Annotated in this window: 23 protein-coding genes; 14 read left to right on the forward strand and 9 right to left on the reverse strand. The window is 67.9% G+C overall.

Going from position 1 to position 24,336, the window contains the following annotated elements:
* Positions 1-47 precede the first annotated feature (47 nt).
* Positions 48-698, forward strand: coding sequence for a ribonuclease HII (locus tag G3T14_RS07710; protein WP_163641700.1), 651 nt, complete (start codon positions 48-50; stop codon positions 696-698).
* On the opposite strand, the gene G3T14_RS07715 is transcribed toward G3T14_RS07710, so the two are convergent.
* Complete coding sequence (locus G3T14_RS07715) at positions 655-1,770, reverse strand: PA0069 family radical SAM protein (RefSeq protein WP_348645231.1); 1,116 nt, start codon at positions 1,768-1,770, stop codon at positions 655-657. The two genes, G3T14_RS07710 and G3T14_RS07715, sit on opposite strands and share 44 nt — an antisense overlap.
* A gap of 204 nt (positions 1,771-1,974) precedes the next feature.
* Between G3T14_RS07715 and G3T14_RS07720 the strand changes: the two genes are divergently transcribed.
* Positions 1,975-2,496: a hypothetical protein gene (locus G3T14_RS07720; protein ID WP_163641702.1), complete on the forward strand. Its 522-nt coding sequence runs from the start codon at positions 1,975-1,977 to the stop codon at positions 2,494-2,496.
* On the opposite strand, the gene moaB is transcribed toward G3T14_RS07720, so the two are convergent.
* From moaB to G3T14_RS07735, 3 genes are all read right to left on the reverse strand, one after another.
* Entirely contained in the window at positions 2,493-3,050 is a 558-nt protein-coding gene (gene moaB / locus G3T14_RS07725) for a molybdenum cofactor biosynthesis protein B (protein ID WP_163641703.1), read from the reverse strand. The two genes, G3T14_RS07720 and moaB, sit on opposite strands and share 4 nt — an antisense overlap.
* 81 nt (positions 3,051-3,131) lie before the next feature.
* On the reverse strand, positions 3,132-4,040 hold the full coding sequence (locus tag G3T14_RS07730; RefSeq protein WP_163641704.1) for a neutral zinc metallopeptidase: 909 nt from the start codon (positions 4,038-4,040) through the stop codon (positions 3,132-3,134).
* Positions 4,041-4,161: 121 nt separating this feature from the next.
* Positions 4,162-5,028, reverse strand: a complete 867-nt coding sequence (locus G3T14_RS07735; RefSeq protein ID WP_163641705.1) for a uracil-DNA glycosylase — start codon at positions 5,026-5,028, stop codon at positions 4,162-4,164.
* Between the two features lie 221 nt (positions 5,029-5,249).
* Here G3T14_RS07735 and G3T14_RS07740 point away from each other — a divergent pair, with 221 nt between their 5' ends.
* The 4 genes from G3T14_RS07740 to G3T14_RS07755 all read left to right on the forward strand — a co-directional run bounded on the left by G3T14_RS07740 (position 5,250) and on the right by G3T14_RS07755 (position 11,737).
* Positions 5,250-6,911, forward strand: a complete 1,662-nt coding sequence (locus G3T14_RS07740) for an electron transfer flavoprotein-ubiquinone oxidoreductase (protein WP_163641706.1) — start codon at positions 5,250-5,252, stop codon at positions 6,909-6,911.
* 235 nt (positions 6,912-7,146) lie between these two features.
* The gene (locus tag G3T14_RS07745) at positions 7,147-8,988 is read left to right on the forward strand and encodes a tetratricopeptide repeat protein (RefSeq protein WP_163641778.1); all 1,842 of its coding nucleotides are present in this window, start codon (positions 7,147-7,149) and stop codon (positions 8,986-8,988) included.
* Between the two features lie 78 nt (positions 8,989-9,066).
* A complete protein-coding gene (locus G3T14_RS07750) occupies positions 9,067-9,942 on the forward strand; it encodes a 4-(cytidine 5'-diphospho)-2-C-methyl-D-erythritol kinase (protein ID WP_163641707.1) in 876 nt (291 codons plus the stop codon).
* Between the two features lie 187 nt (positions 9,943-10,129).
* On the forward strand, positions 10,130-11,737 hold the full coding sequence (locus G3T14_RS07755) for an EAL domain-containing protein (protein WP_163641708.1): 1,608 nt from the start codon (positions 10,130-10,132) through the stop codon (positions 11,735-11,737).
* A gap of 22 nt (positions 11,738-11,759) precedes the next feature.
* On the opposite strand, the gene G3T14_RS07760 is transcribed toward G3T14_RS07755, so the two are convergent.
* Positions 11,760-12,779 carry a polyprenyl synthetase family protein gene (locus G3T14_RS07760; RefSeq protein WP_163641779.1) on the reverse strand — a complete coding sequence of 340 codons (1,020 nt, stop codon included), beginning with the start codon at positions 12,777-12,779 and terminating at the stop codon, positions 11,760-11,762.
* A gap of 202 nt (positions 12,780-12,981) precedes the next feature.
* Between G3T14_RS07760 and G3T14_RS07765 the strand changes: the two genes are divergently transcribed.
* Together G3T14_RS07765 and G3T14_RS07770 are read left to right on the forward strand one after the other, a co-directional pair.
* Entirely contained in the window at positions 12,982-13,206 is a 225-nt protein-coding gene (locus G3T14_RS07765; RefSeq protein ID WP_163641709.1) for a DUF2007 domain-containing protein, read from the forward strand.
* Positions 13,199-13,963, forward strand: coding sequence for a methyltransferase (locus G3T14_RS07770; protein WP_163641710.1), 765 nt, complete (start codon positions 13,199-13,201; stop codon positions 13,961-13,963). The genes G3T14_RS07765 and G3T14_RS07770 overlap by 8 nt, the downstream gene beginning before the upstream one ends.
* A gap of 71 nt (positions 13,964-14,034) precedes the next feature.
* Here the strand turns inward: G3T14_RS07770 and G3T14_RS07775 are convergent, their stop codons facing one another.
* Positions 14,035-14,346, reverse strand: a complete 312-nt coding sequence (locus G3T14_RS07775) for a hypothetical protein (RefSeq protein WP_163641711.1) — start codon at positions 14,344-14,346, stop codon at positions 14,035-14,037.
* A gap of 176 nt (positions 14,347-14,522) precedes the next feature.
* On the opposite strand from G3T14_RS07775, the gene G3T14_RS07780 reads away from it, so the two are divergent.
* Positions 14,523-15,386, forward strand: coding sequence for a S49 family peptidase (locus tag G3T14_RS07780; RefSeq protein WP_163641712.1), 864 nt, complete (start codon positions 14,523-14,525; stop codon positions 15,384-15,386).
* Positions 15,387-15,396: 10 nt separating this feature from the next.
* On the opposite strand, the gene G3T14_RS07785 is transcribed toward G3T14_RS07780, so the two are convergent.
* Entirely contained in the window at positions 15,397-15,642 is a 246-nt protein-coding gene (locus G3T14_RS07785; RefSeq protein ID WP_163641713.1) for a hypothetical protein, read from the reverse strand.
* A gap of 214 nt (positions 15,643-15,856) precedes the next feature.
* Between G3T14_RS07785 and G3T14_RS07790 the strand changes: the two genes are divergently transcribed.
* The 4 genes from G3T14_RS07790 to glyS are packed head-to-tail and all read left to right on the forward strand — an operon-like array spanning position 15,857 to position 20,354.
* Positions 15,857-16,786 carry a glycine--tRNA ligase subunit alpha gene (locus tag G3T14_RS07790; RefSeq protein ID WP_163641714.1) on the forward strand — a complete coding sequence of 310 codons (930 nt, stop codon included), beginning with the start codon at positions 15,857-15,859 and terminating at the stop codon, positions 16,784-16,786.
* Positions 16,783-17,241 (forward strand): DUF3828 domain-containing protein, encoded by a 459-nt coding sequence (locus G3T14_RS07795; protein ID WP_163641715.1) that lies wholly within the window; start codon positions 16,783-16,785, stop codon positions 17,239-17,241. The genes G3T14_RS07790 and G3T14_RS07795 overlap by 4 nt, the downstream gene beginning before the upstream one ends.
* Before the next feature lie 28 nt (positions 17,242-17,269).
* Positions 17,270-18,118 carry an EamA family transporter gene (locus G3T14_RS07800; RefSeq protein ID WP_246733049.1) on the forward strand — a complete coding sequence of 283 codons (849 nt, stop codon included), beginning with the start codon at positions 17,270-17,272 and terminating at the stop codon, positions 18,116-18,118.
* A 58-nt stretch (positions 18,119-18,176) separates the two neighbouring features.
* Complete coding sequence (gene glyS, locus G3T14_RS07805; RefSeq protein WP_163641716.1) at positions 18,177-20,354, forward strand: glycine--tRNA ligase subunit beta; 2,178 nt, start codon at positions 18,177-18,179, stop codon at positions 20,352-20,354.
* A 53-nt stretch (positions 20,355-20,407) separates the two neighbouring features.
* On the opposite strand, the gene G3T14_RS07810 is transcribed toward glyS, so the two are convergent.
* Complete coding sequence (locus G3T14_RS07810) at positions 20,408-20,902, reverse strand: N-acetyltransferase (RefSeq protein ID WP_348645232.1); 495 nt, start codon at positions 20,900-20,902, stop codon at positions 20,408-20,410.
* Positions 20,899-22,461, reverse strand: coding sequence for a glucan biosynthesis protein G (locus tag G3T14_RS07815; RefSeq protein WP_163641717.1), 1,563 nt, complete (start codon positions 22,459-22,461; stop codon positions 20,899-20,901). Before G3T14_RS07815 ends, G3T14_RS07810 begins: the two co-directional genes overlap by 4 nt.
* Positions 22,462-23,130: 669 nt before the next feature.
* On the opposite strand from G3T14_RS07815, the gene G3T14_RS07820 reads away from it, so the two are divergent.
* Positions 23,131-24,297 carry a type III PLP-dependent enzyme gene (locus tag G3T14_RS07820; protein WP_163641718.1) on the forward strand — a complete coding sequence of 389 codons (1,167 nt, stop codon included), beginning with the start codon at positions 23,131-23,133 and terminating at the stop codon, positions 24,295-24,297.
* Positions 24,298-24,336 lie beyond the last annotated feature (39 nt).

Genomic DNA, 24,336 nt, shown 5'->3' on the forward strand with positions numbered 1-24,336 from the left:
GCCCAGCTGCCAAGGTCCGACCCCGCCACTCACACGCCCCGTGACCGATGCGCCCTTTCGATCCGAATGCCGCTGCGGAGTATCCGGTCGCGATCGGCTGCGACGAGGTCGGGCGCGGGGCCTTGAGCGGGCCGGTGGTGGTGGCCGCCGTCTGGTTCGACCCCGCGCTGATCCCCCCTGCCCTGCTCGCCCGTCTCGACGACAGCAAGCGTCTCAAGCGGGCCGAGCGCGAGAGCCTGACGCCGCTGATCCGCGCGCATGGTCGCGTCGCGCTCGCCGCCGGATCGCGCGCGCTGGTCGATCGGATCAATGTCCGCGGCGCCACCCTGGACGCCATGGCCCGCGCGGTGACCAAGCTCGGCCTCGATGCGACGGTGCTGGTCGATGGCCGCGACTGCATTCCGGGGATCGCGCAGCCCTGCCGCGCCGTGATCGGCGGGGACCGGCTCGTGCCGCAGATCGCCGCCGCCTCCATCGTCGCCAAGACCGTGCGCGACGCGGTGATGCGGGTGCTGGCCCGGCGCCATCCCGATTACGGCTGGGACAGCAATGTCGGCTACGGCACCCGTGCCCATCTGGCCGGGCTGGCGAGCCTCGGCCGCTCGGCCCACCACCGGGTCAGTTTCACCCGCCGTTACGGGCCTGCGGACGATCTCAGAACAGCGTCAGTTGCGCGCCCAGTGCCGCGCCCCGCGTGAACAGGTCGGTGCGCAAGGTCAGCCGCTCGGTAGCATAGCCGAGACGTCGTTTCGCGAGGCGCATGCGACGCGTGACGAGGTCGGCATAGGCGCCCGATCCCGTCATCCGGGTGCGATAGCTGGAATCGTAGGCCTTTCCGCCCCGGGCCTGTCGCACCAGCGACATCACGTGGCTTTGCCGGCCGGGATAATGCTCGGCGAACCAGTCGTTGACGAGGTCGTCGAGCTCATGCGGCAGGCGCAGCAGCACGTGGTTGGCCTCGCGGGCACCGCAATCGCGCGCGCGTTCCAGGATCGTCTCGATCTCGTGGTCGTTGAGCGACGGGATGATCGGCGCCACGATCACCATCACGGGAATGCCCGCCGCGCTCAAGGACCGGATCGCCTCCAAGCGCTTCTCTGGGTGCGGCGCGCGCGGATCCATCCGTCGGGCGAGGACCGGATCGAGGGTCGCCACCGAGACCGCGACCTTGACGAGTCCGTCTGCCGCCATGGGGCCGAGAACGTCGATGTCTCGGGTGACGAGGTTCGATTTCGTCACGATCCCCACCGGATGGCGGAACCGCGCCAGAACCTCCAGCACCCCGCGGGTGATGCGATACCGGCGCTCGATCGGCTGGTAGGGATCCGTGGCGGTGCCGAGCGCGATCGTCCCCGGCGTGTAGGCGCGCGCCGACAATTCGCGCTCCAGCAGGGCCGCCGCCTCCGGCTTGTGAAACAGCTTCGTCTCGAAATCGAGGCCCGGCGACAAGCCGACATAACCGTGGTTCGGCCGCGCGAAACAGTAGATGCAGCCGTGCTCGCAGCCGCGATAAGGGTTGATCGAACGGTCGAACGCGATGTCCGGCGAGGTATTGCGGGAGATGATGGTGCGGGCACGCTCCGCACTCACCTCGGTGCGCGGCTGCGTCGGGCCGGCCTCCGATTCCCAGCCATCGTCGAGGATCTCGCGCCGCGTCGTCTCGAAACGGCCGTCGGGGTTGGCGGTGGCGCCCCGCCCCCGCCGCGCTTCCGGGGCGATCGTCGTGGCGGACAGGCGGCGTTCGCCCAGTCCCGCAGCGGAATCAGTCACCCGACCCGTCGCGTGCCTCCGTGCCATGATGATCCCCACGTCCCGACCGCCATCGTGACGGAAAAGAACGTATCATGAACAAACGGGTGCTGTACTGCGTATATTTCAGGCAAGTCGGCGAGGGGTTGCGTCGGTACGTAGACTTGTGCGGAAACGTTGCGGATCGGCGCCTTCTCGCGCCGCAAAAATACGCTATGCGCGCGCATGATTTCTGCTCTGATCCACGTGGCGAGGCCGGCCGACCCTGATGCGGTCGATCAGCTTGCCGATACCCTCGGTGCGTTGGTGGCCGGTGTGGCCGCCGGCCTGATCGGCGATGCCGTGATCATCGCGCCGTCACACCATGCCGCGATCGACGCCGTGGCCGAGGCCACCGGGGCCACTCTGGTGATCCGCGCGCGGGGGGCGACCCCCTGGTCGGCCGGGGCGAAGGCGGCCCGTCGCGAATGGGTGTTGTGTCTCGATGCCGGCGATGTGCCGGCGGAGGGTTGGATCCGCATCCTGGACCGGTTCATCGGTACCGCTCGGCCCGACCTCGCCCTCGGTCGTCTGCGCCGCCCGCACGCGGGAATCCCGGCCCGGCTTGCGGCGCGCGGTGAAAGCGTCATCGGAGTAACGGCGCCGCGGACCGGCGATCTCGTCCGCCGCGACCGCCTGCTCGCCGGCCCCAGCTTTTCGCGGCGGCTTAAGGTGCGCCGACTCGCGGCGCGCCTCGAACGGAGCTAGGCCTGGATCGAAGCGCCCCGGCGCAGGTGCTCGTCGAGGCGCGGCATGATCTCGACGAAGTTGCACGGCCGGTGGCGGTAATCGAGCTGGGCGGCCAGGATGCCGTCCCAGGCGTCACGGCAGGCGCCGGGAGAGCCCGGCAAGACGAAAACGTAGGTGGCATTCACCACCCCGGCGGTGGCGCGCGACTGCAGCGTCGACGTGCCGATCTTGTCGTAGGAGATGCGGTGGAAGACCGCCGAGAAGCCGTCCATGCGCTTCTCGAACAATGGCTCGATCGCCTCCGGGGTCACGTCACGGCCGGTGAAGCCGGTGCCGCCGGTGGTGATGACCACGTCCACCGCCGGATCGCGGGTCCAGGCCTCGACCTGACCCCGAATGGCCTCGACATCGTCCGGGACGATGGTACGCGCCGCGAGCGTATGGCCGGCGGCACTCAGGCGGTCGGCCAAGGTGTCGCCCGAGCGGTCCTCCTCCAGCGTTCGGGTATCCGATACGGTGAGAACCGCGATGGCCAGCGGGACGAAGCTGCGGGTCTTGTCGGATGCGACCATGAATGTGCTGCCTTCGGCTGATCCGCGCGGGCGTTCGATCGCGATCCTACGGCAAACCGCGACCTGCCGACAGCGCCGGTCTCAATTGCCGGTGGCGCGGAAGGTGTCGCAGGATTTGGTCTGGCCGCTCTTGTAGCCGGTCATGAACCAGCGCTGGCGCTGCGCCGACGAACCGTGCGTGAACGAATCCGGCACGGCATAGCCCTGCGACTGCTTCTGCAACTTGTCATCGCCGATGGCGCTGGCCGCGTTCATCGCCTCTTCGATATCGCCGGGTTCGAGCGAATTGTACTTGTCGTTGGAATTCTTCGCCCACACGCCGGCGAGGCAATCGGCCATCAGTTCGATGCGCACCGAAAGCTGGTTCGACTCGACCTTGCTCGACGCGTTCTGCTGGCGACCCTGCACCTTGCCCAGGATGCCGAGTTCGTCCTGGACGTGGTGCCCGACTTCGTGGGCGATGACGTATGCATAGGCGAAGTCACCCTTCACGCCGAACTTCTGCTCCATCTCCTTGAAGAACGACGTGTCGAGATAAACTTTCTTGTCGATCGGGCAGTAGAACGGCCCCATGGCGGCCTGGGCCGAGCCGCAACCGCTGCGGGTGCCGCCCTGGTAAAGCACCATCGTCGTCGGCCGGTATTGGCGCCCGGTCTGGTTCGGCAGCACCGTGCTCCAGACATCCTCGGTATTGCCGAGGATCGCGGCGGCGAACTTGCCGTTCTCGTCGGTGGGCTTGGATTTGCGCTGGGACTGGGTCTGCGGGTCGGCCTGCTCTTGGCGCGGGCGTCCGCCGCCGGACATCTGCTCGGCGCCCCCGATCAGGACCGCCGGATTGATCCCGGTGACCCAGCCGATGATGCACAGAATGACGATGGTCCCGATGCCGAGACTGCCGGCGCCGCCGCCCGGAAAGCCGCCACCGCCGCCACCGCCTTCACCACGCCGGTCTTCGACGTTGTCGGAACTGCGGAAATCATCCCAGCGCATGTGCTCGTTCCACCTGTCCCGGAATGCGGCACCGATGCCGACCACCCGAAGTAATTCCCCTGAGCGAGATACGGTTCCGGCTGGTCGCCTGCCCGGGGTCTCGGCACCGGCCTTAGCGGGCTCAGGCCTTGCCGTCGAGGGCGGCGCGCAAGGTGCGGAAGTCCCGCCAGGCCAGGCGCTTCTGCAGCGGCTGGCGCAGGAGATAGGCGGGATGGAGCGTCGCCAGCGCCCGGATTTCGCGGCCGGCGACGTGGTAGGGATAGAAGCGGCCGCGCGCTTTCAGAATGCCGTCCTTGGTGCCGGTGATCGCCTGCGTCGCCGGGCTGCCGAGGCAGACGATGAGGTCGGGGTCGGCGAGCTCGATCTGCCGCTCGATGAACGGCTTGCAGATCGAGACCTCCTGCGGGGTCGGATTGCGGTTTCCCGGCGGGCGCCAGGGCACGATGTTGGTGACATAGGCGCTGGTCCGGTCGAGGCCCACCGCGGCCATCATCCGGTCGAGGAGCTTGCCGGAGCGGCCCATGAACGGCTTGCCGATCCGGTCTTCGTCGGCGCCGGGGGCCTCGCCGATGAACATCAGCTTTGCTGTCGGATCGCCGTCGGCGAAGACGAGGTTCTTGGCCGTGAACTTCAGGGGGCAACCATCGAAGCCCGCGAGCAGGGCCTCCAACTCTTCCAGAGAGGTCACGTCCTTGGCCCGCGCCCGCGCGTCGCCGGCCGCTTCGCCGGGCTTGGCGGCGGCCGATTGGCCGTAGGTCCGGGTCGGCACCTGGGTCGCGACCTCGCCGCGTGGCGGTAATTCGAGACGCGGGCGGGTCTCGGCTATCGCCGGCTGCGTTTCCAGCCGCGGCGCCTCCGCCCTGACCGGGGCGTCCGCTTCGTTGAAGCGGTCGTGCGGATGCTCGTCGAGCATGACGTCGACGCCCGCCGCGACGTGGAAATCGAGGGTCGCAATCAGGTCGCGCTGCCGGTCGTCGCTCGCACTCATGACTAAGGATGTGGCCCGTCCAGGCGTGCGGGACAACTGCCGTCATCGTCCTGCCCGGATTTCCGTCGGCGCGACGCTTCACCACGAGCGGTTTTGCATGGCTTGGGGTTTTCCGGGGCTTGGCCGCTTGCGTTCCAAGGTTGGAATGGGTTGAGAGTGGATCAAAGCAATCGTTCACGCCCTACCCGCCCAGCGGCGAGGCGTGACAGGAGGATGATGGTATGGCGCTGCCCGAACGCGAGGGGATGGATTTCGACGTCGTGATCGTGGGGGCCGGGCCGGCCGGGCTCGCCGCCGCCATCCGCCTCAAGCAATTGTCCTCCGACATCAGCATCGTCGTCGTCGAGAAGGGCTCCGAGGTCGGCGCCCACATCCTGTCCGGTGCCGTCATCGATCCGTCGGGCCTCGATCTGCTGGTTCCGGATTGGCGTGAAGATCCGGCCCGTCCGCTGAAGACGGCGGTGGAGCGCGACGAATTCATGTTCCTGACGAAGAACAGCGGCGTAACGATGCCGAACCTGTTCTTCCCGAAGTTCATGTCGAACCACGGCAACTTCGTCGGCTCGCTCTCGAACGTGACCAAGTATCTCGGCGCCAAGGCCGAGGAGATCGGCGTCGAGATCTATCCCGGTTTTCCGGCCGCGGAAGTGCTCTACGACGACATGGGCGTTGTGGTCGGCGTCGCCACCGGCGACCTCGGCATCGGCAAGTCCGGCGAACCGCGCGAAGACTACACCCGCGGCATGGAGCTGCGCGGAAAGTACACGATCTTCGGCGAGGGCGCGCGCGGCTCGCTCACCAAGACGCTGATCGAGCGGTTCAAGCTCAACGCCCATAGCGATCATCAGAAGTACGGTCTCGGCGTCAAGGAGTTGTGGCAGCTCGCTCCCGACAGGTTCGAGGCCGGGCTCGTGCGGCATACCATGGGCTGGCCGTTGCCGAACAAGGCCGGCGGCGGTTCGTGGCTCTACCACTTCGACGACAACCTGCTCTCGGTGGGCTTCGTCACGCACCTGAACTACGAGAACCCGACCCTGTCGCCGTTCGACGAGTTCCAGCGCTTCAAGACTCACCCGATGATCGCCGAGACCTTCGAGGGGGCCAAGCGCATCGGCTACGGCGCCCGTGCGATCATGGAAGGCGGCTGGCAATCGGTGCCCAAGCTCGTCTTCCCCGGCGGCTGTCTGGTGGGCGATTCCGCCGGCTTCGTGAACGTGCCGCGCATCAAGGGCTCGCACAACGCGGTGCTGTCGGGGATGCAGGCGGCCGAGGCCATCGCGCAGGCGCTCGAATCCGGCCGTCACGGCGACGAACTCGCCGCCTATGAGAATGGATGGCGTGCCAGCGCCGTCGGCCAGGATCTCAAGCGCGTGCGCAACGTGAAGCCGCTCTGGTCGCGCTACGGAACCCTGATGGGCGTCGGCCTCGGCGGTCTCGACATGTGGGCCAACACCCTCCTCGATGCTTCGCCGTTCGGCACGTTGACGCACGGCAAGCCGGATTACGCCTGCACCAAGCCGCTCAGCGAGGTGACGCCGATCGTCTACCCCAAGCCCGACGGCAAGCTGACCTTCGACCGGCTCTCCTCGGTGTATCTCTCGAACACCAACCATGAGGAGGACCAGCCGCCCCACCTCAACGTGAAGAACCTCGATCTGCAGAAGGCGTCCGAGCACGACGTCTACGGCGGTCCGTCCGCACGCTACTGCCCGGCCGGCGTCTACGAATGGGTCGCGGATGCGGCCGCGAGTGATGGGCTGCGCTACCAGATCAACGCGCAGAACTGCGTCCACTGCAAGACGTGCGATATCAAGGACCCGAACCAGAACATCAACTGGGTGACCCCCGAGGGACCGGGCGGGCCGAACTACCCGAACATGTGAGGCGTGCGCTGCCGGATATAGCGGGCTCCGACGCGTTTTCGCACGCGGCGGCGCCGGCTAACGTTCGGGAAACGCGACCATGCAAGACCCGACCAGCCGATTCCGTCCCGACGGAAGCGGCACTTTCGCCGCCATCCTTATGCCTTGCGGGGATGGTGGGAAGGGTTCAGTGTCACGCCCGATCAAAGCCCGGCTCCATGAGAAAGCCGGAGCGCAGGAGCCGTGAACGGTGCTCATGAACGGAAACGCAGCGACCCGCCGGGCCCTCTCGGCTCTCGCTCTCTACCTGGCTGCGACCCTTCCGGGCCAGGCCGCGCAGCCGCGCGAGTCGACCCCGCTCTCCGATTACGAGCCCGCGGAATCGCTCGAAGGAAACTTTCTCTCCGCCTACATCGCCGGCGCATCGAAGGACACGGCCGCGGCCGCGAGCTTCTACCGCGAGGCGGTCAAGGCCGATCCGCGCAATGCGGAGCTTCTCGAACGCGCCTTCGTGTCGCTGCTGGCCGACGGCGCTCTGCCCGACGCGTTCCGCGCCGCCGAGCGCCTGACCACCCGCGACGGCTCGAACGGCCTCGCCCAGCTCGCCCTGGGGGTGCGCCAGATCAAGGCCGGACAATTCGCGCAGGCGCGCCAGAACTTTGCCCGCAGCGGTCGTGGGGCGGCGGCCGATCTCACCGCGACGCTGCTCACCGCCTGGGCCTTTGCGGGTGCCAACGACGGCAAGCGCGCCCTCGAGACGATCAACAAGCTCAAGGGTGAGCGCTACTACAACACCTTCCGGGATTTCCATGCGGGATTGATCGCCAATCTGGTGGGTGATCAGGCCGAGGCCGAGCGCCGCCTCAAGGCGGCCTACGAGGCCGACCACAACACGTTGCGCATCGTCGACGCCTATGCCCGCTTCGAGGCGCAGCAGGGCCGTACCGATCTGGCGATCCAGGCCTATACCGATTTCGACAAGCTGCTGCCGCGCCATCCCATCGTCCGTGATGCCCTGACCAAGCTGAAGGAGGGCAAGCCCCTCTCGCGCCTGATCAACACCGCGCAGGAAGGCGCTGGTGAAGTGCTGTACGGGCTCGGCTCCGCCGGCTCGACTCAGGGCGACGAGTTGCCGGCGGTGGTCTACCTCCGGCTCGCCCTCTACCTCGCCCCCGAGCATGCGCTCGCCCGCCTCACCCTCGCCGACATCCTCGACCGGATGAAGCAGACCGATCGCGCCAACGAGGCCTACGCGCAGATTCCCACCTCGTCGCCGCTGCGGCTCAATGCCGACGTGCAGGTCGGGCTCAACCTGGAGCAGATGGGCAAGGGCGACGAGGCGATCAAGCACCTCGACGCGGCGATGAAGGCGCATCCCGACGACATCGACGTGATCACGGCGCTCGGTAATGTCCAGCGCTCGCGCAAGATGTACGAAGAGGCGGCGGCAACCTACAGCCGTGCCATTGCGCTCATCGGCGATCAGCCGGCGTCGAATTACTGGACGACGTTCTACTTCCGCGGGACCGCCTACGAGCGCGCCAAGCAATGGGGCAAGGCCGAGGCCGATCTGAAGAAGGCCCTCGAACTGGTCCCCGCGACCCAGCCCGGCGCCCGGGCCCAGGTGTTGAACTACCTCGCCTATTCGTGGGTCGACCAGAACATCAACATCGACGAAGCCTTCACGATGCTCAAGCAGGCGGTGGATGCGAGCCCGCGCGACGGCATGATCATCGACAGCCTCGGCTGGGCTTATTTCCGCCTCGGCCGCTACGACGATGCCGTGCGTGAGCTCGAGAAGGCGATCGAACTGAAGCCCGGCGACCCGACCATCAACGACCACCTCGGAGATGCCTATTGGCGCTCGGGCCGGCGGTTGGAGGGCAAGTTCCAGTGGCAGCACGCCAAGGACCTCAACCCCGAGCCGGACGATCTCGAGAAGATCAACGTCAAGCTCAAGGACGGGCTGCCCGAGTTGGAGAAGCCGGCGGCCACCGCCGAGAACCCGCCCGAGACGAAGGTGAACCCGGAACTGCCCAAGGGCGCCCCCGCTCCGAACGAGCCGCCGGGTGCGGCCGACAAGAAGAGTGGCGGCTGATCGCCCTCTGGACTTGACGGGCACGGCGATGCGGGGCCAGACCGGCCCCGCATCCTGACGCATCAGCCCCGAGAGCCCGTGCTGCCCCTCTTCACCCGCGCTCCGGCGAAGATCAATCTGACGCTCCACGTGCGCGGACGCCGCGCTGGGGACGGGTATCACGAGCTCGAAAGCCTCGTGGCCTTCAGCGGCGCCGGCGACGGTCTGTCCCTGGTGCCGGGTGCCGAGCTGTCGCTGACGGTGTCGGGCCCGACCGCCGGTCCGGCCGGTCCCCTCGACGACAATCTCGTGATCCGGGCGGCCCGGCATCTCGCAGCGGCAAAGCCCGGCCTGACGCTCGGCGCGTTCCATCTCGTGAAGCGCCTGCCGGTGGCTGCCGGGATCGGTGGCGGGTCGTCGGATGCCGCCGCGGCTCTGCGCTTGCTCGCCCGCCTCAACCACCTCGATGCGGACGATCCGGCCGTCCTTGCCGCGGCACGGGCCACGGGCGCCGACGTTCCGGTCTGTCTCGATCCCCGTGCGCGGATGATGACCGGCGCGGGCGAAAGCGTCGGCGCGCCGTTGCACCTCGCGCCGTTGCCGGTGGTGCTGATCAACCCCGGCGTACCCGTCGCCACCGCACCGGTGTTCCGCGCCCTCGGTCTTGCTGTCGGCGAGCGCCATATTCCCGGCGACCATCCTGTCGTGCCGGCAGGAGCGGACCCGGAGCGCGTCCTCGACATCATCGGCCCTGCGCGCAACGACCTGCAAGGCCCGGCCCTGACTGTCGCCCCGGTGATCGAGACCGTGTTGACCGCCTTGCGCGGCGAGCCGGGCTGTCGCCTCGCCCGCATGTCGGGATCGGGGGCGACGGTTTACGCGCTGTTCTCCGACCGCTCGGCCGCAGCGCGCGCGGCGCGTCGGCTCGGGATGAGCCACCCGGCCTGGTGGGTGAAGTCTGCCCTGCTTCGATGATAGAGCGTGACATAGTCCGAGTATCGTCGACCCGGGATGTCTTGCGCACGGTAAGCATCGATTCAGCTTGACTGACCCGACATGCCTGCGAGGTGCGATATCGGGGTGAATCGGCAGTCTCCGGTGCCTGAAGTTTACCCGAGGGAAAGACTCCTCCGCACAGGGTCAGGGTGCAGAGGGATGCCGAATGGACAATCCGCGACAGACATCATGGGGCGAGGGAGAGCGCCGCGAACTCCTGTGCCTGATGATGATCGGCACCTGCATCTGGATCGCCGGCACCCAACTCGGCCTGTTCGCGGTGCTGCTCGATATGACGGCCACGCATCAGCTGCAGGATCTCCTGATGCTGGCATTGTGCATGAGCCTCGGCGTGGTCGCCGCTGCGGTGCGCAAGTCCTTGCAGTTGCGCAAGGCGATGCTCGCCCGCGACGGTGCCCAGGCCCGAGCCGAATCCGTCGCGCGCCATGACGCCCTGACCGGCCTCGCCAATCGCCGCCTGTTTCAGGAGCGGCTGGACGCGCGACTTTCGCAGGGTCCCGACGTACCGCCGCTGGCGGTGATGCTGATCGATCTCGATCGGTTCAAGCCGGTGAACGACGTTCACGGCCACGCCGCTGGCGACATCGTCCTGTGTGCAATGGCCGACCGGCTGCGCGCCCTCGTGCCGACGGGAAGCGTGATCGCGCGCCTGGGCGGCGACGAATTCGCGGTCCTGTTCGATTTTCGCGACGATGCGGAGGCCGTCGCCCGCCTCGCGCAGCAGGTGATCACGGCGCTGGCTCAGCCGGTGACGTGCGCGCACGGCCGCGTCGAAGTCGGGGCGACCATCGGCATTGCCATCGCCTCCCCTCAGACCCGGACGTCCGAGGCGCTTCTGCACGCCGCCGACGTGGCGATGTACCAGGGCAAGCGGGACGGTCGCGGCAATTACCGGTTCTTCCAGCTCGAGATGGGGCACGCCCTCAAGGTGCGTGCCCGCCTGGAGCAGGACCTGCGGCTCGGCATCGAGCGCGGTGAGATCGAGCCGTTCTACCAGCCCGTCGTGTCCCTACCGGGACGCGCGCTGATCGGCTTCGAAGTCCTGGCCCGCTGGCGTCACCCGGACCAGGGCCTCCTCAACCCGGTGGACTTCATCACCCTCGCCGAAGAGACCGGCATGATCGCCGACATGACCTGGTCGCTGATGCGCCAGGCTTGCGGTGATGCCCGGTCCTGGCCGGCCCACCTGCAGCTCGCGATCAACATCTCACCGCTCCAGCTGCAGGACCGGCAGCTGCCCGAGCGCATTCTCGCGATTCTCACAGAGACCGGGTTCTCCCCGAATCGGCTCGAGATCGAGATCACCGAGACGGCTCTGGTGATCGATCTGGAAGCGGCGCGCGTGGCGCTCAAGTCGCTGCAGAATCTCGGCGTACGGATCGCGCTCGACGATTTCGGGACCGGCTATTCCAGCCTCTACCACCTGCGCGAGCTGCAATTCGACAAGCTGAAGATCGATCGCAGCTACGTCGCCTCGATCCCGCAGGGTGAAGAGCGGGCCAAACTCGTCGATGCGATCATCGCCTTGGGCGCGAGCCTCGGTCTTCTCACCACCGCCGAAGGCATCGAGACCGCATCGAGCGTGGAATGGCTCGCCGGCCAGGGCTGTACCTACGGCCAGGGCTTCCTGTTTGGACGGCCGGTGGACAAGACGACCACCGACGGACTTCTGGAGACGTGGTCCGATACCGACGGGAACATCGTGCTCAGCCCCACCGAGATCACTGCGTTCGATGCGGCGAAAGCCGCCTGACCGGCGTTCCGTCCGGCAGCAATCAGTGCGCCCGCGCGATGCAGAAATCCACGACCTGCAGCAGCGCATGCTTCATCGGGCTCGGCGGGAACCCGGCGAGGGAGTGGCGGGCCATGTCGCCGTAATGGCGCGCCCGGTCCATCGTGTCCTCGAGCGCCCCGTGGCGGCGCAGGATCTCCAGGGCGGTGGCGAGATCGGCGTCCGACACGTCGCCCTCCTCCAGGGTCCGCCTCCAGAAGGCGCGCTCCCCGTCGTCGCCGCGCCGCACCGCGAGGACGATCGGCAGGGTGATCTTGCCCTCGCGAAAATCGTCGCCGACGTTCTTGCCGAGGCTAGCGCTGGTTCCGCCATAATCGAGCACGTCGTCGATGAGCTGGAAGGCGATGCCGAGGTTCATCCCGTAATCGCGGCAGGCGGCCTGATCGGCGCCGTTGCGCCCGGCGAGGACGGGCCCGACCTCACAGGCGGCGGCGAAAAGTTCGGCGGTCTTGGCGCGGATCACGGCGAGATACTCGTCCTCGCTCGTGCCGGTGTTCTTGGCGGCGGTGAGCTGCATCACCTCGCCCTCGGCGATGATGGTGGCGGCAGCCGACAGAATGTCGAGCGCCTTCAGCGAGCCGACTTCGACCATCATCCGGAAGGCCTGGCCCAGCAGGAAGTCGCCGACGAGGACGCTCGCCTCGTTGCCCCACTTGATGCGGGCGGCCACCTTGCCCCGCCGCATGTCGCTCCCGTCGACCACGTCGTCGTGCAGCAGGGTGGCGGTGTGCATGAACTCGACGCTGGCGGCGAGCTTCACCGCGCCCTCTCCCGAATAGGCGCAGAGATCGGCGGTGGCGAGGGTCAGGATCGGGCGAAGGCGCTTGCCGCCGGATGAGATGAGGTGATTGGCCACCTCCGGGATCATCTGTACGTCCGAGCCGGTCCGCGACAGGATGGTCGCGTTGACGCGCTCCATGTCGCTGGAGACCAGGGCGACGAGGTCTGCCAAGCTCGCCTCCGGATCGGGGCGGCTCTCATCGATGGGAACTACCACGCCCAAAACCCCGGTGCCTCCAACCCAATGCGCCGATGGCACCGAGCGCACGGCCGCGAGGATCGGCCGGCTCGGGCCGGCGATGTCCCGCGACCAAATTCCGTGCCGACCCCATCGCATGCGCTCGGAGTCGCTGCAACACGCACCATGCCGCAAGGTATAGGTTCCGCTGTGGAGGCCGCGATCCGGACGGCCAATGGGAAGACCCATGACGGAACTGATCCGTAGCAACGACATCGTTCTCATGGGCTTCGCCCAGTCCCTTCTGGAGGGCGCCGACATTCCCGTATTCGTGGCCGACAATCATATGAGCTTCCTCGAAGGTTCGATCGGAGCCTTCGCCCGCCGCCTCCTCGTTCCCGAAGATCGGGCCACGGAGGCACGGCGACTGCTCGTCGACGCCGGCCTTGCCGACGAGCTGCGCGATGCCTGAGGCGGACGAAACCGATATCGATGTCTGGCTCGGGGGCGCCCTGCGCTTGGCTCAGCCCGCACGCGGCGGGCATCGCGCCGGGACGGATGCCGTGCTGCTCGGTGGTCTCATCGCGCCGCATGCCGGAGAGGTCGTCTACGACATCGGTGCCGGAACCGGCGCTGTGGGGCTCGCCGTCGCGTCTCGCGTGCCGGAGTGTCGGATCGTCCTGGTGGAGCGGGATCCGGGCTTTGCCGACCTCGCCCGCCGCAACATCGAACGGAATGGCTTTGCGGCGCGCGCCGCGGTGATCGAAGCCGACGTTCTGGCCAGCGGCACCCGGCGGAAGGCGGACGGCCTCGTCGGAGGTCTCGCCGATCTCGTGCTGACCAACCCACCGTTCTTCGAGGCCGGCGCGCACCGGCCCTCCCCCGTCGCCGCAAAGGCCTCCGCCCATACCTTCGAGGGCGGCGGTCTCGATGCTTGGCTGCGCACCTGTGTCGATCTTCTCAAACCGAATGGGCGGCTCGGACTGATCCACCGGGCGGACGCGTTGCCCGCCTGCCTCGACGGATTGCGCGGCCGATTTGGTTCGATCGTCGTGCGCCCGGTCCAGGCTCGCATCGAGCGCCCGGCCATCCGTATTCTGATCACGGCGGTGAAGGGCAGCCGCGGGCCGTTCGCGTTACGGCCGCCGCTCGTGCTCCAGACAGCGGATGGGAGCTTCACACCGCAGGTCGCGGCGCTGAATGAAGGGCGCGGCTGGATCGAGCCCTAGCACCGACAGGATCGTGAAAGGGCGCCGTCTCCGGCGCCCTGCCCAATCTCTGCGATGGCCGGATCGGCGCTTCAGAAATAGAACCGGCGGTGATGGTGGTGGCGATGCCAGCCGTAATGGGGGCGCCAGCCATGGTGACGCCGCCAGCCATAGGCCGGGCGGTAGTGGCGCCGGTGCCAGTAGTGACGGCGGTAGCCGTAATGTCTCCGATGCCAATGATGGCGGCGGTAGCCATGCCAGCGGGCCTGTTCCACGAGGGGCGCTCGTTGAACCGAGCCGTCCATCGCGGAAACCGGCAATGGGGTGGCCTGAACGGCCTGCCCCAGTCCAATCGCCCCGCCCAACATGCCGAAACAGACGATCATCCAACGCAAGACACGCATGACGTTCACCTCCCTGTCACTCTACGGGTGCCGGTCCGCCGGTGGTGGACCGGCGACGCCGGGGAAGAGGAACGGCCACGCTGGCAAAACGGTTCGGTCTGCACCACTTCGTGATGGTTCCGGCCGCGCGGCGAAGGTTGCCGCCGCACCGATTGTCCCCGTGAAGACGAGAGCCCATGCCGATCACGATTCCGGCCCGACTGCGCGCGTTCCTTCCCCGGCGGTGGCGTAAATCCAGGCCCCGCGTCGCGGTGATTCGTCTGAGCGGCGCCATCGGCGCGGTGTCGCCGTTCCGGTCCGGGCTGTCCATCGCCGGTGTGGCCGGCAGCCTGGAACGCGCGTTCGCGATGCCGGGGATCGCGGCGGTCGCTCTGGTGATCAATTCACCGGGCGGCTCGCCCGCGCAGTCCCATCTCATCCATCGGCGAATCCGGGCGCTGGCCGCGGAGAAGAAGCTGCCGGTGATCGCGTTCGTGGAGGATATCGCGGCATCCGGCGGCTACATGATCGCCTGCGCGGCGGACGAGATCATCGCGGACCCGACCTCCCTCGTCGGTTCGATCGGGGTGGTCTCGGCCGGCTTCGGTTTCGACAAGCTCATCGACCGGCTCGGCATCGACCGGCGCGTCCATACCCAGGGCGAGGCCAAGGGGATGCTCGACCCCTTCCGTCCCGAAGACCCTCTCGACGTCGTGCGCCTCAAGGCGATCCAGGCCGATGTGCAGGACCTCTTCACGACTCTGGTGAAGGGACGCCGTCCAAGCATCGACCCGAACGGCGAGAACCTGTTCACCGGCGCCGTCTGGACCGGCCGTCAGGGTCTGCGCCTGGGCCTCGTCGACGCTCTGGGCGATGCGCGCGCGACCCTACGGGAGCGCTATGGCGACAAGGTCGAACTCAGGTTCATCGCGGAAAAGCAGGGGTCTTTCGTCGCCCGTCTGCTGCGCCGAGCGGCACCCGGAAGCACCGCCACTGGGCTCGCGGCCGAATCCCTCGCGGCGGTGGAGGACCGAGCGCTGTGGGCGCGCTACGGCCTGTAAGCGGATCGCTTCAGCGTATGCAGCCGTCGGCCTTCGCGCCGTAGCCGGCATAGACCACCCGAACCTTCCGCGAGCAGGTCTCGGTCGCGACCGGCGCCGGCACCGTGACGACGTCGATCGGAGTCACCATTGCCGGCATCTGGACGCTGTCGGAATGATCAGGGGTCGCCAGAGCGTTCGACGCGGTAATCACCAGCGGCGTCGCGACCAGGGAAGCGGCAACGATGGCGGCGAAGACTGTGAGAGACTGGCGCATGGCGCGATGTTCCGAACTGTTCGACCGTCGGTGACGACGGTGTCGACCCCTTGATTGCTGCATAAACTTGGCAGCAAGCGAGACAGTTCCGGCCCTAAATCCGATCGTGGCGAAATTGTGTGTGTTGGCACACCGGAAGCGTCGCAATTCGCTCGCTTGACACCCTCGACCCGGCTCTTAAACGCTGGCCGCCCCTTCACGGACCGGATTGCCCATGTCGAGCGCCGTCGATCTCGCGCCCAAAACCTCGTTCCAGGGCCTGATCCTGACGCTGCAGCGGTTCTGGGCCGCGCAGGGCTGCGTCATCCTGCAGCCTTACGACATGGAAGTCGGCGCCGGGACCTTCCATCCGGCCACCACCCTGCGGGCGCTCGGGCCGAAGCCCTGGAAGGCGGCCTACGTTCAGCCCTCGCGCCGGCCCAAGGATGGCCGCTACGGCGAAAACCCCAATCGTCTGCAGCATTACTACCAGTTCCAGGTGATCCTGAAGCCGAACCCGCCGAACCTTCAGGAACTCTACCTCGCCTCCCTCGATGCGATCGGCGTCGATCTCAAGCTGCACGATATCCGTTTCGTCGAGGACGACTGGGAGAGTCCGACGCTCGGCGCCTGGGGGCTTGGCTGGGAATGCTGGTGCGACGGCATGGAGGTGAGCCAGTTCACCTACTTCCAGCAGGTCGCCGGCTTCGAATGTTCTCCGGTTGCGGGCGAGCTCACCTACGGTCTCGAGCGCCTCGCCATGTACGTCCAGGGCGTCGAGAACGTCTACGATCTCAACTTCAATGGAGCGGAGGGTGACGACAAGGTCACCTACGGCGACGTCTTCCTCCAGGCCGAGCAGGAATATTCACGTCACAACTTCGAGGCGGCCGACACTACGATGCTGTTTCGCCAGTTCACCGACGCGGAGAAGGCCTGCCGGACCTACCTCGACGCCGGTGCCCCGGCTTCGGAGACAGAACGCCATAAGATGGCTCAGCCGGCCTACGACCAGTGCATCAAGGCGAGCCACGTCTTCAACCTGCTCGATGCCCGCGGGGTGATCTCGGTGACCGAGCGCCAGAGCTATATCCTGCGGGTGCGCGAGCTCGCCAAGGCCTGCGGCGCGGCGTGGCTGAAGACGGCCGGCGGCGGTGCCGCATGAGCGCGTTTCGCCAGCGGCTGATGCTCGGCATTGCTCTGCTCCTCGCGTGTGCCGCCTCGCCTGCCCTGGCGCAATCGGCCACGGACCCGGCCGAGACCGTGCGCGAACTCTACGCGGCCGACGACATCACGGTGTGGCGCTTCCACGCGCGCAGCCTTCGCGCCTTGTTCGAGAAAGACCGCAAGGACGCCCAGGGCGAGATGGGCCGGCTCGATTTCGCCTATCACGTCAACGGTCAGGACACCGAGGACGACTGGGCCAAGACCCTGACCGTGACGACCCTCGCCAACGACGAGACCCGGGCTGAGGTCCAGGCCCGCTTCCGCAATTTCTCCGCCCAGGACATCCGATACGACCTGGTCAAGGAAAACGGCCGCTGGCTGGTGGAGGACGTGCGCGCCCTCACCAAGGCGCGCTGGCGGCTCTCCACGATCCTGAAGGGCGAGGCGCGCTGATCGCGGCGTCCGATCGCCCGAATTCGCGTTGTGGCGCTGGCCGGTGACGCCCGGCGTCGCCGTCGCGGTCCTGTTCGCCGCCTTTCTGCATGCGGGCTGGAACGCCCTGCTGCTCGGCGGCCAGGACCGGCATTGGGCGTCGGCCCTGATGTGCCTCGCGATGGCGGCGGTCTCGGCCCTCGTGCTCCTCGCGGTGCCGGCCCCGGACCGGGCGTCGTGGCCCTACGCCGCGGCGTCTGGAGTCCTGCATATCGGCTACATGTTCGCGCTGACCGCGACCTACCGCTCGGGCGACCTCGGCGAGACCTACCCGATCGCGCGTGGCGTCTCGCCGGCCCTGGTGGCGTTGGCCGCCGCCCTCGTCGCGGGCGAGACGCTCGGCCTTGCCGCCGGGATCGGTGTGGTGCTGGTCTCGTGCGGCATCGTCTCGCTGGCACTCGCGCGGGGCGGAATCCGGCTCGGCACCCTGCCGGCCGCTCTGCTCACGGGCGTGTTCATCGCCGGCTATACGGTGGTCGATGGGATCGGGGTCCGTCACGCCGGTGATCCCGTAGCCTACACCGCCGCGATGTCGCTCGGCTGGTGCCTCGTCCTGCCGCTCATCGTCGTGGTGCGGGCCGGCGGCATTCCGCCTGTCTCGCGGAGGCAGACGCTGTCCGGACTCGCGGGCGGGCTCGTCTCGATCGTCGCCTACGGTATCGTCATCGCCGCGATGCAGCGCGACGCCATGGGGCCAGTGTCGGCCTTGCGCGAGACCAGCGTCGTGTTCGCCGCCCTGATCGGCTGGATCGCCCTCGGCGAGCGCCTGACGCCGCGTCGGATCGCGAGCTGCCTCGCCATCGCGCTCGGTGCCGCCTGTCTCGCGATTCCGGGGTGATGCGCGCGGGCATGCGCGGCCTCTCGACACCCCCGGCGAGCGGCCTTATTGCCACGCCATGCCCGATTTGCTCCTCGAACTCCGCTCCGAAGAGATTCCCGCCCGCATGCAGCGGCGTGCGGCCGAGGATCTGAGGAAGCTCGTCACCGATGCGTTGGTGGAGCGCGGCTTCCTCTACGAGGGCGCCAAGGCCTTCGCCACGCCGCGCCGCCTCGCCCTTCATGTCGCCGGCCTGCCGGCGCGCGGCCAGGACGTTCGCGAGGAGCGCAAGGGTCCGCGCGTCGGCGCGCCGGACGGCGCGGTCCAGGGCTTCCTCAAGAGCGCGGGGCTGGCCAGCCTGGATCAGGCGACCATCGTCACGGACCCCAAGAAGGGCGAGTTCTACGTCGCGGTGATCGAGCGGCCGGGTCGCTCCACCCTCGACGTGCTCGCCGAAATCCTGCCCGCCATCATCAAGAGCTTCCCCTGGCCGAAATCGATGCGGTGGGGCAAGGCCTCGGCCCAACCCGGCGCCCTGCGCTGGGTGCGCCCGCTGCAATCCATCGTCGCCACCTTCGGTCCCGAGACCGAGACGCCCGATTTGGTGCCGTTCGCGGTGGATGGGATCGTGGCCGGCACCACCACCTACGGCCACCGCTTCCTGGCCCCCGAGGCGATCGAGGTGCGCCGCTTCGACGATTACGTGCCGGCGCTGGAGCGGGCCAAGGTCGTGCTCGACGCGGACCGGCGCAAGGACATCATCCTGCACGATGCCCGCGACCTCGCCTTCGCCCGGGGCCTGGAGCTGGTCGAGGATGACGGCCTGCTGGAGGAGGTCGCCGGCCTCGTCGAATGGCCCGTGGTGCTGATGGGGTCGTTCGACGCCGCCTTCCTCGACATCCCGGCCGAGGCGATCCGCGCCACCATCCGCGCCAACCAGAAATGCTTCGTGCTGCGCGAGCCCGGCGCCGAATGTCTGGCGCCGGCCTTCGTCCTCGTCTCGAACCTCATTGCGAGCGACGGTGGCCTCGCGATCACGGCGGGCAACGAGCGTGTGGTGCGCGCCCGGCTCTCGGACGCGAAATTCTTCTGGGAGACCGACAAGGCGATCAAGCTGCAGGATCGGTTGCCGAAGCTCGATTCCATCGTGTTCCACGAAAAGCTCGGGACGCAGGGCGAGCGCGTCCAGCGCATCGCGGCGCTTGCCCGCGAACTCGCGCCCCTGGTCGGCGCCGACCCGGACCTCGCCGAGCGCGCCGCGCGGCTGGCCAAGGCCGACCTCGTTACCGAAATGGTCGGCGAATTCCCGGAGTTACAGGGCCTGATGGGCCGTAAATACGCGACGCTGGAGGGAGAGCACCCGAGCGTCGCGGCAGCCATCGAGGAGCATTACAAGCCGGTGGGACCGTCCGACCGCGTGCCGACCGATCCGGTTTCGGTGGCGGTGGCGTTGGCGGACAAGCTCGACACGCTGGTGGGTTTTTGGGCGATCGACGAGAAGCCGACAGGGAGCAAGGACCCTTATGCTCTGCGGCGGGCGGCTTTGGGCGTGATCCGGCTGATCCTCGACGAGGAGGCCCGCCTTCGCCTGATGCCGATCATTGTCGGGCGCATGGCGCTGGTCCAGGCCGTGACGAAGGTCGATGGACACGATGCCGAAGTCGCGGAAACCTCACCCGGTCTCCAGTCCGACAAGGTGAAGCAAGACGTCCGCAAGGGAGTGAGTAGCGATCTCCTCGCCTTCTTCGCGGACCGCCTGAAGGTCTACCTCCGCGATCAAGGCGCCCGTCACGATCTGATCGATGCCGTTTTCGCCCTGCCCGGTCAGGACGATCTGCTGATGGTCGTCCGCCGGGTCGAGGCGCTGGGCAAGTTCCTCGAAACCGACGACGGCAGGAACCTGCTCGCCGGCTACAAGCGCGCGGCCAACATCCTGCGCATCGAGGAGAAGAAGGACGGCCGCTCCTACGAGGCCGCGCCCGATGCATCCCTGGCGGCGCGGGGCGAACCCGAGGAGCGGGCCCTGTCGGACGCCCTCGCCAGCGCGCGTCAGGCGGCTTCGACCGCCGTCGAACGGGAAGACTTCGCCGGCGCCATGCAGGCCTTGTCGAGCCTGCGCGCGCCTGTCGACGCATTCTTCGAAAAGGTCACGGTGAATGCCGAAGACCCCGCCTTGCGCGAAAACCGCCTCGCCCTGCTCAATGCCCTGCGGGCGGCGACCCGCGAAGTCGCGGATTTCTCACGCATCGAGGGATGAGACGGTGGGCGGGTGCGCGGCTCGCGCAACCTGAAAGACCGGCGCGTTGGCCCTCACAGAACCTTGACGTAGCGCCAAGCCTCCATCCCGTCCTCGTAGTAATCCGGGATCACCGCGAAGCGCACGTAGCCGCGGCGCTCGTAGAGGCGGATGCCGGCGCCGTTATCGCCCCGGACTTCGAGGCGCAGGCGGCTGCAGCCATGCTGTTTCGCGTCGGCCTCGGCGGCGTCGAGGACGAGGCCGCCGAGGCCCGAGCCGGCACGGGCCGGCGAGACTGCGATGGAGGAGAGTCGCGCATTGAGGCTGCCGCGGCGGCGCTCCAGGGTGGCGGCGCCCACCAGCATGGGGCGGCCCGTATCGTCCTCGGTGAGCGCCACCAGGAGGCTCATGCTGGCCGAGCGGATCGCGTGGCGGATCGCCCGGCGTTCGGCCCGGTCGCCCGAGAAGGCGGCGTGTTCCAGCGCCACGAGGGCGTCGAGGTCGGCCAGGACCGCCGGGCGAATCGCGATGGCGGCCGGCGCCTCGGACTTGTGCGACGTGACGCTCACGCGGCGGTCCAGGGATAGACCCAGGTCTCCGACAGCGCCCGGCCATTGGCCCTCAGGAAGGCGCGCAGGTCCGTCGTCTGGCCAATGGCCTCGACGGTGACGTCGATGGCCGCACGCAGGCCCCCGGTCTGCGGGTTCGGGATGATCGAGGTCGCGGTGATCCGGGCGCCCGAGGCTCCGGCGACCACCTCCACCCGGCTCGGATCGGCGAGGTAATAGGCGAGGTCGCCCCCGGCGAAATCGACGAGGAAGCGGCGGCTGAGCGCCCCCTTGGTCTCGTCCCCTTTCGCGGTGCCGCTGGCGACGGTGGCGGCGGCGAAGGTGTTCACCACGCGCGCACCGGGATGCAGCGCCTCTGCGCCGATGGCCCGGACCCGGTAGGACAACGTCACCGGTTCACCCGCCGGATAGGGCTCCTTGGGGTGCCACCACGCCACGATGTTGTCGTTGGTCTCGGTGTCGGTGGGCAACTCCATCAGCATCACCGCGCCCTCCCCCCAGGCCCCGTCCGGCTCGACGAAATAGCCGGGGCGGCGGTGATAGGCGGCTTCGAGATCCTGGTAGCTGCCGAAGCTTCGGTCGCGCTGCATCAGCCCGAACCCCTTCGGATCGCGGTCGGCGAAGGTGGAGATGCGACGACCGGCCGGATTGTCGAGGGGGCGCCAGAGCCATTCGCCGCTGCCCGCCGCGATCTGCAGCCCGTCCGAATCGTGGAGTTCCGGCCGGTAATCGTCGGAATGCCGGCGGTCGTTCTCGCCGATGAAGTACATCGACGTCAGCGGCGCGAGGCCGACCGCCGCCAGATCGACCCTCGGGTTGAGGGTCGCGCGGACCGAGACGCTGGTGGACTCGCCCGGATCCACGGTGAACCGGAACGCGCCGGTGACCGAAGGGCTGTCGAGGAGCGCGTGGATCACCAGGGATTCGGCGGTCTTCTCGGGCACCGAGACCCAGAACTCGCGGAACACCGGGAATTCCTCCGGGCCGCCCTCGCCCGGCACGTTGAGGGCGAGCCCGCGCGCCGAGAGCCCATAGAGTTCGTCGCGGCCGAGGAAGCGGTAGTAGCTCGCGCCGAGAAACACGATCAACTCGTCGAGGAGATTCGGCTTGTTGAGGGGCGCGTGGATACGGATTCCGGCAAAGCCGAGGTCGACGGGGAGCGGCTTGTCGACCTTGGTCCGGCCCATGTCAAACAGGCTAGCCTGGTAGGCGATCGGGGTCGCCACCCCGCCGCGCACGAGGTTCACGGTCACCGGCCGGTTGTAGAGGAAGCCGAGGTGGAACAGCTGAAGGCGGAACGGGCTGCCCTCGGCGCCGAGGAACGCCTTGTCCGGCTTGAAGCGGATGTCGCGCCAGGCATCGTAGTCGAGCTTGGCGATGGGCGCCGGCAGGGCGGGGATGCGCGCATCGTAGGGAGACTTGGCGAGCTCGCGGGCGCGGCGCTCCACGTCCTCGAACCCGAACGGCTTGGGCCGTCCGTCCTGGGCCTCGCCCAGGGCCGGCAGCAGCGCAGTGGCCGCGAGGCCCGCGACGACGGCGCGACGGTGAAGCTCTGTCATGATCCTGCGCTCTGGTGAGACCGTCTTCTGCGAAATCGCCCGCTTGATGACCCGTCCGCAGCGGCTTGGAAAGGGGCGGCTGCGGTGAGCGCGGCGTTTGTGCAACAAACAGAGACTGCGACGGGATCACGCGTGGAAAAACCGCGTTTTTCCTTGTGGCCGGAAGGCCCTGCCCGTATATCGCACTTGCCCAATTTCGCACGTGCCTGTGGCCGCGTGTCGGTTGGTGGGCATCCGGCCAACTGCCGGACAGCCGCCAGGGGTCTTAAAGGATCGATGGTCGATAGGGTGGATTCCCTCCGGCCGGCATCCAGGTGGCAACACCGGACCCCGACAACAACCGGCAGCCGGAGGCGAAACCGGCGAACCCCGCTCTCCACGGGGGACGCAGCTTAAAGCAACGACGAACGGGCTTTTTTGGTCTCGTCGGCCCTCCAAAGGCCGGCACCGAAGAGGCTTGTTTCTCTTTGCCCGGCGTGCGGTGGGGATCTCCCTTCCAATCCAAGGCAGCTTCCGGGTGTTCTCGCGCCCGTGTTCGACGTCGTGTCTCCACAGCACGCCGCGCGACGCGTCGCATGACCCCAGACGCCGGACGACGTCACGTCGTCCTGACATTCGACAACGCGTCCCCGCGAACGGGCGCCTGCGAACCCATGGGTTGGAAACGTCATGACCGATCGCATCCGCGACTTCCTGCGCGCACGCCGCGACATGGGCCAGGACGAGGGCCCGGTGATGGTGCTCGACCTCGACGTCGTCCGTGACAACTACACCGCGTTCGCCCGCGCACTGCCGGACACCCGCGTGTTCTACGCGGTGAAGGCGAACCCGGCTCCCGAGGTGCTGCGCCTCCTGGCCGAGATGGGCTCGTGCTTCGACACCGCCTCGGTGGTCGAGGTCGAGATGGCTCTCGCCGCCGGCGCCACCGCCGAGCGCATCTCCTTCGGCAACACCATCAAGAAGGAGCGTTGCATCGGCCGCGCCCTCAAGCTCGGCGTGCGCCTGTTCGCCGTCGATTGCGAGGCCGAGGTCGAGAAGATCGCGCGCGCCGCCGAAGCGGCCGGCATCGTCGCCGGCGAGGTCCAGGTGTTCTGCCGGATTCTCTGCGATGGGGCTGGGGCGGAATGGCCGTTGTCCCGCAAGTTCGGCTGCGTGCCGGAGATGGCGGTGGACGTGCTGGAGCACGCCTGCCGGCAGGGGCTGCACGCCTACGGCGTGTCGTTCCACGTCGGCTCCCAGCAGGGCAATGTCGGCGCCTGGGACGGGGCGTTGGCCTCCGCTTCGATGATCTTCCATGCCTGCGCCGAGCGCGGCATCGCCCTGTCGATGGTCAATCTCGGCGGCGGCTTTCCCACCAAGTACCTCAAGGCGGTGCCGGGCGTGGAATCCTACGGCGACGCGATCTTCCGGGCGCTCACCAAGCATTTCGGCAACCACCTGCCCGAGACCATCATCGAGCCGGGCCGCGGCATGGTCGGCAATGCCGGGATGATCGAGGCCGAGGTCGTTCTCGTCTCGAAGAAGTCCGATGCCGAGGACGAGGTGCGCTGGGTCTATCTCGATATCGGCAAGTTCGGTGGCCTCGCCGAAACCATGGACGAGTCGATCCGCTACGCGATCCGCACCGACCATGACGGGGATCGGATGTCCCCCTGCGTGCTCGCCGGCCCGACCTGCGATTCCGCCGACGTGCTCTACGAGAAGGTGCCGTATCCGCTCCCGGTCTCGCTCTCCATCGGCGACAAGGTGCTGATCGAAGGCGCGGGCGCCTACACCACCACCTACGCGGCGGTGGCGTTCAACGGCTTCCCGCCCCTTCAGCAATACGTCATCTGATCCGTGCGAGACCGTCGCGCGCCCGCCTTCGACGCGGGC

It is taken from the genome of Methylobacterium sp. BTF04 (genome assembly GCF_010692745.1).
GTDB lineage: Bacteria > Pseudomonadota > Alphaproteobacteria > Rhizobiales > Beijerinckiaceae > Methylobacterium.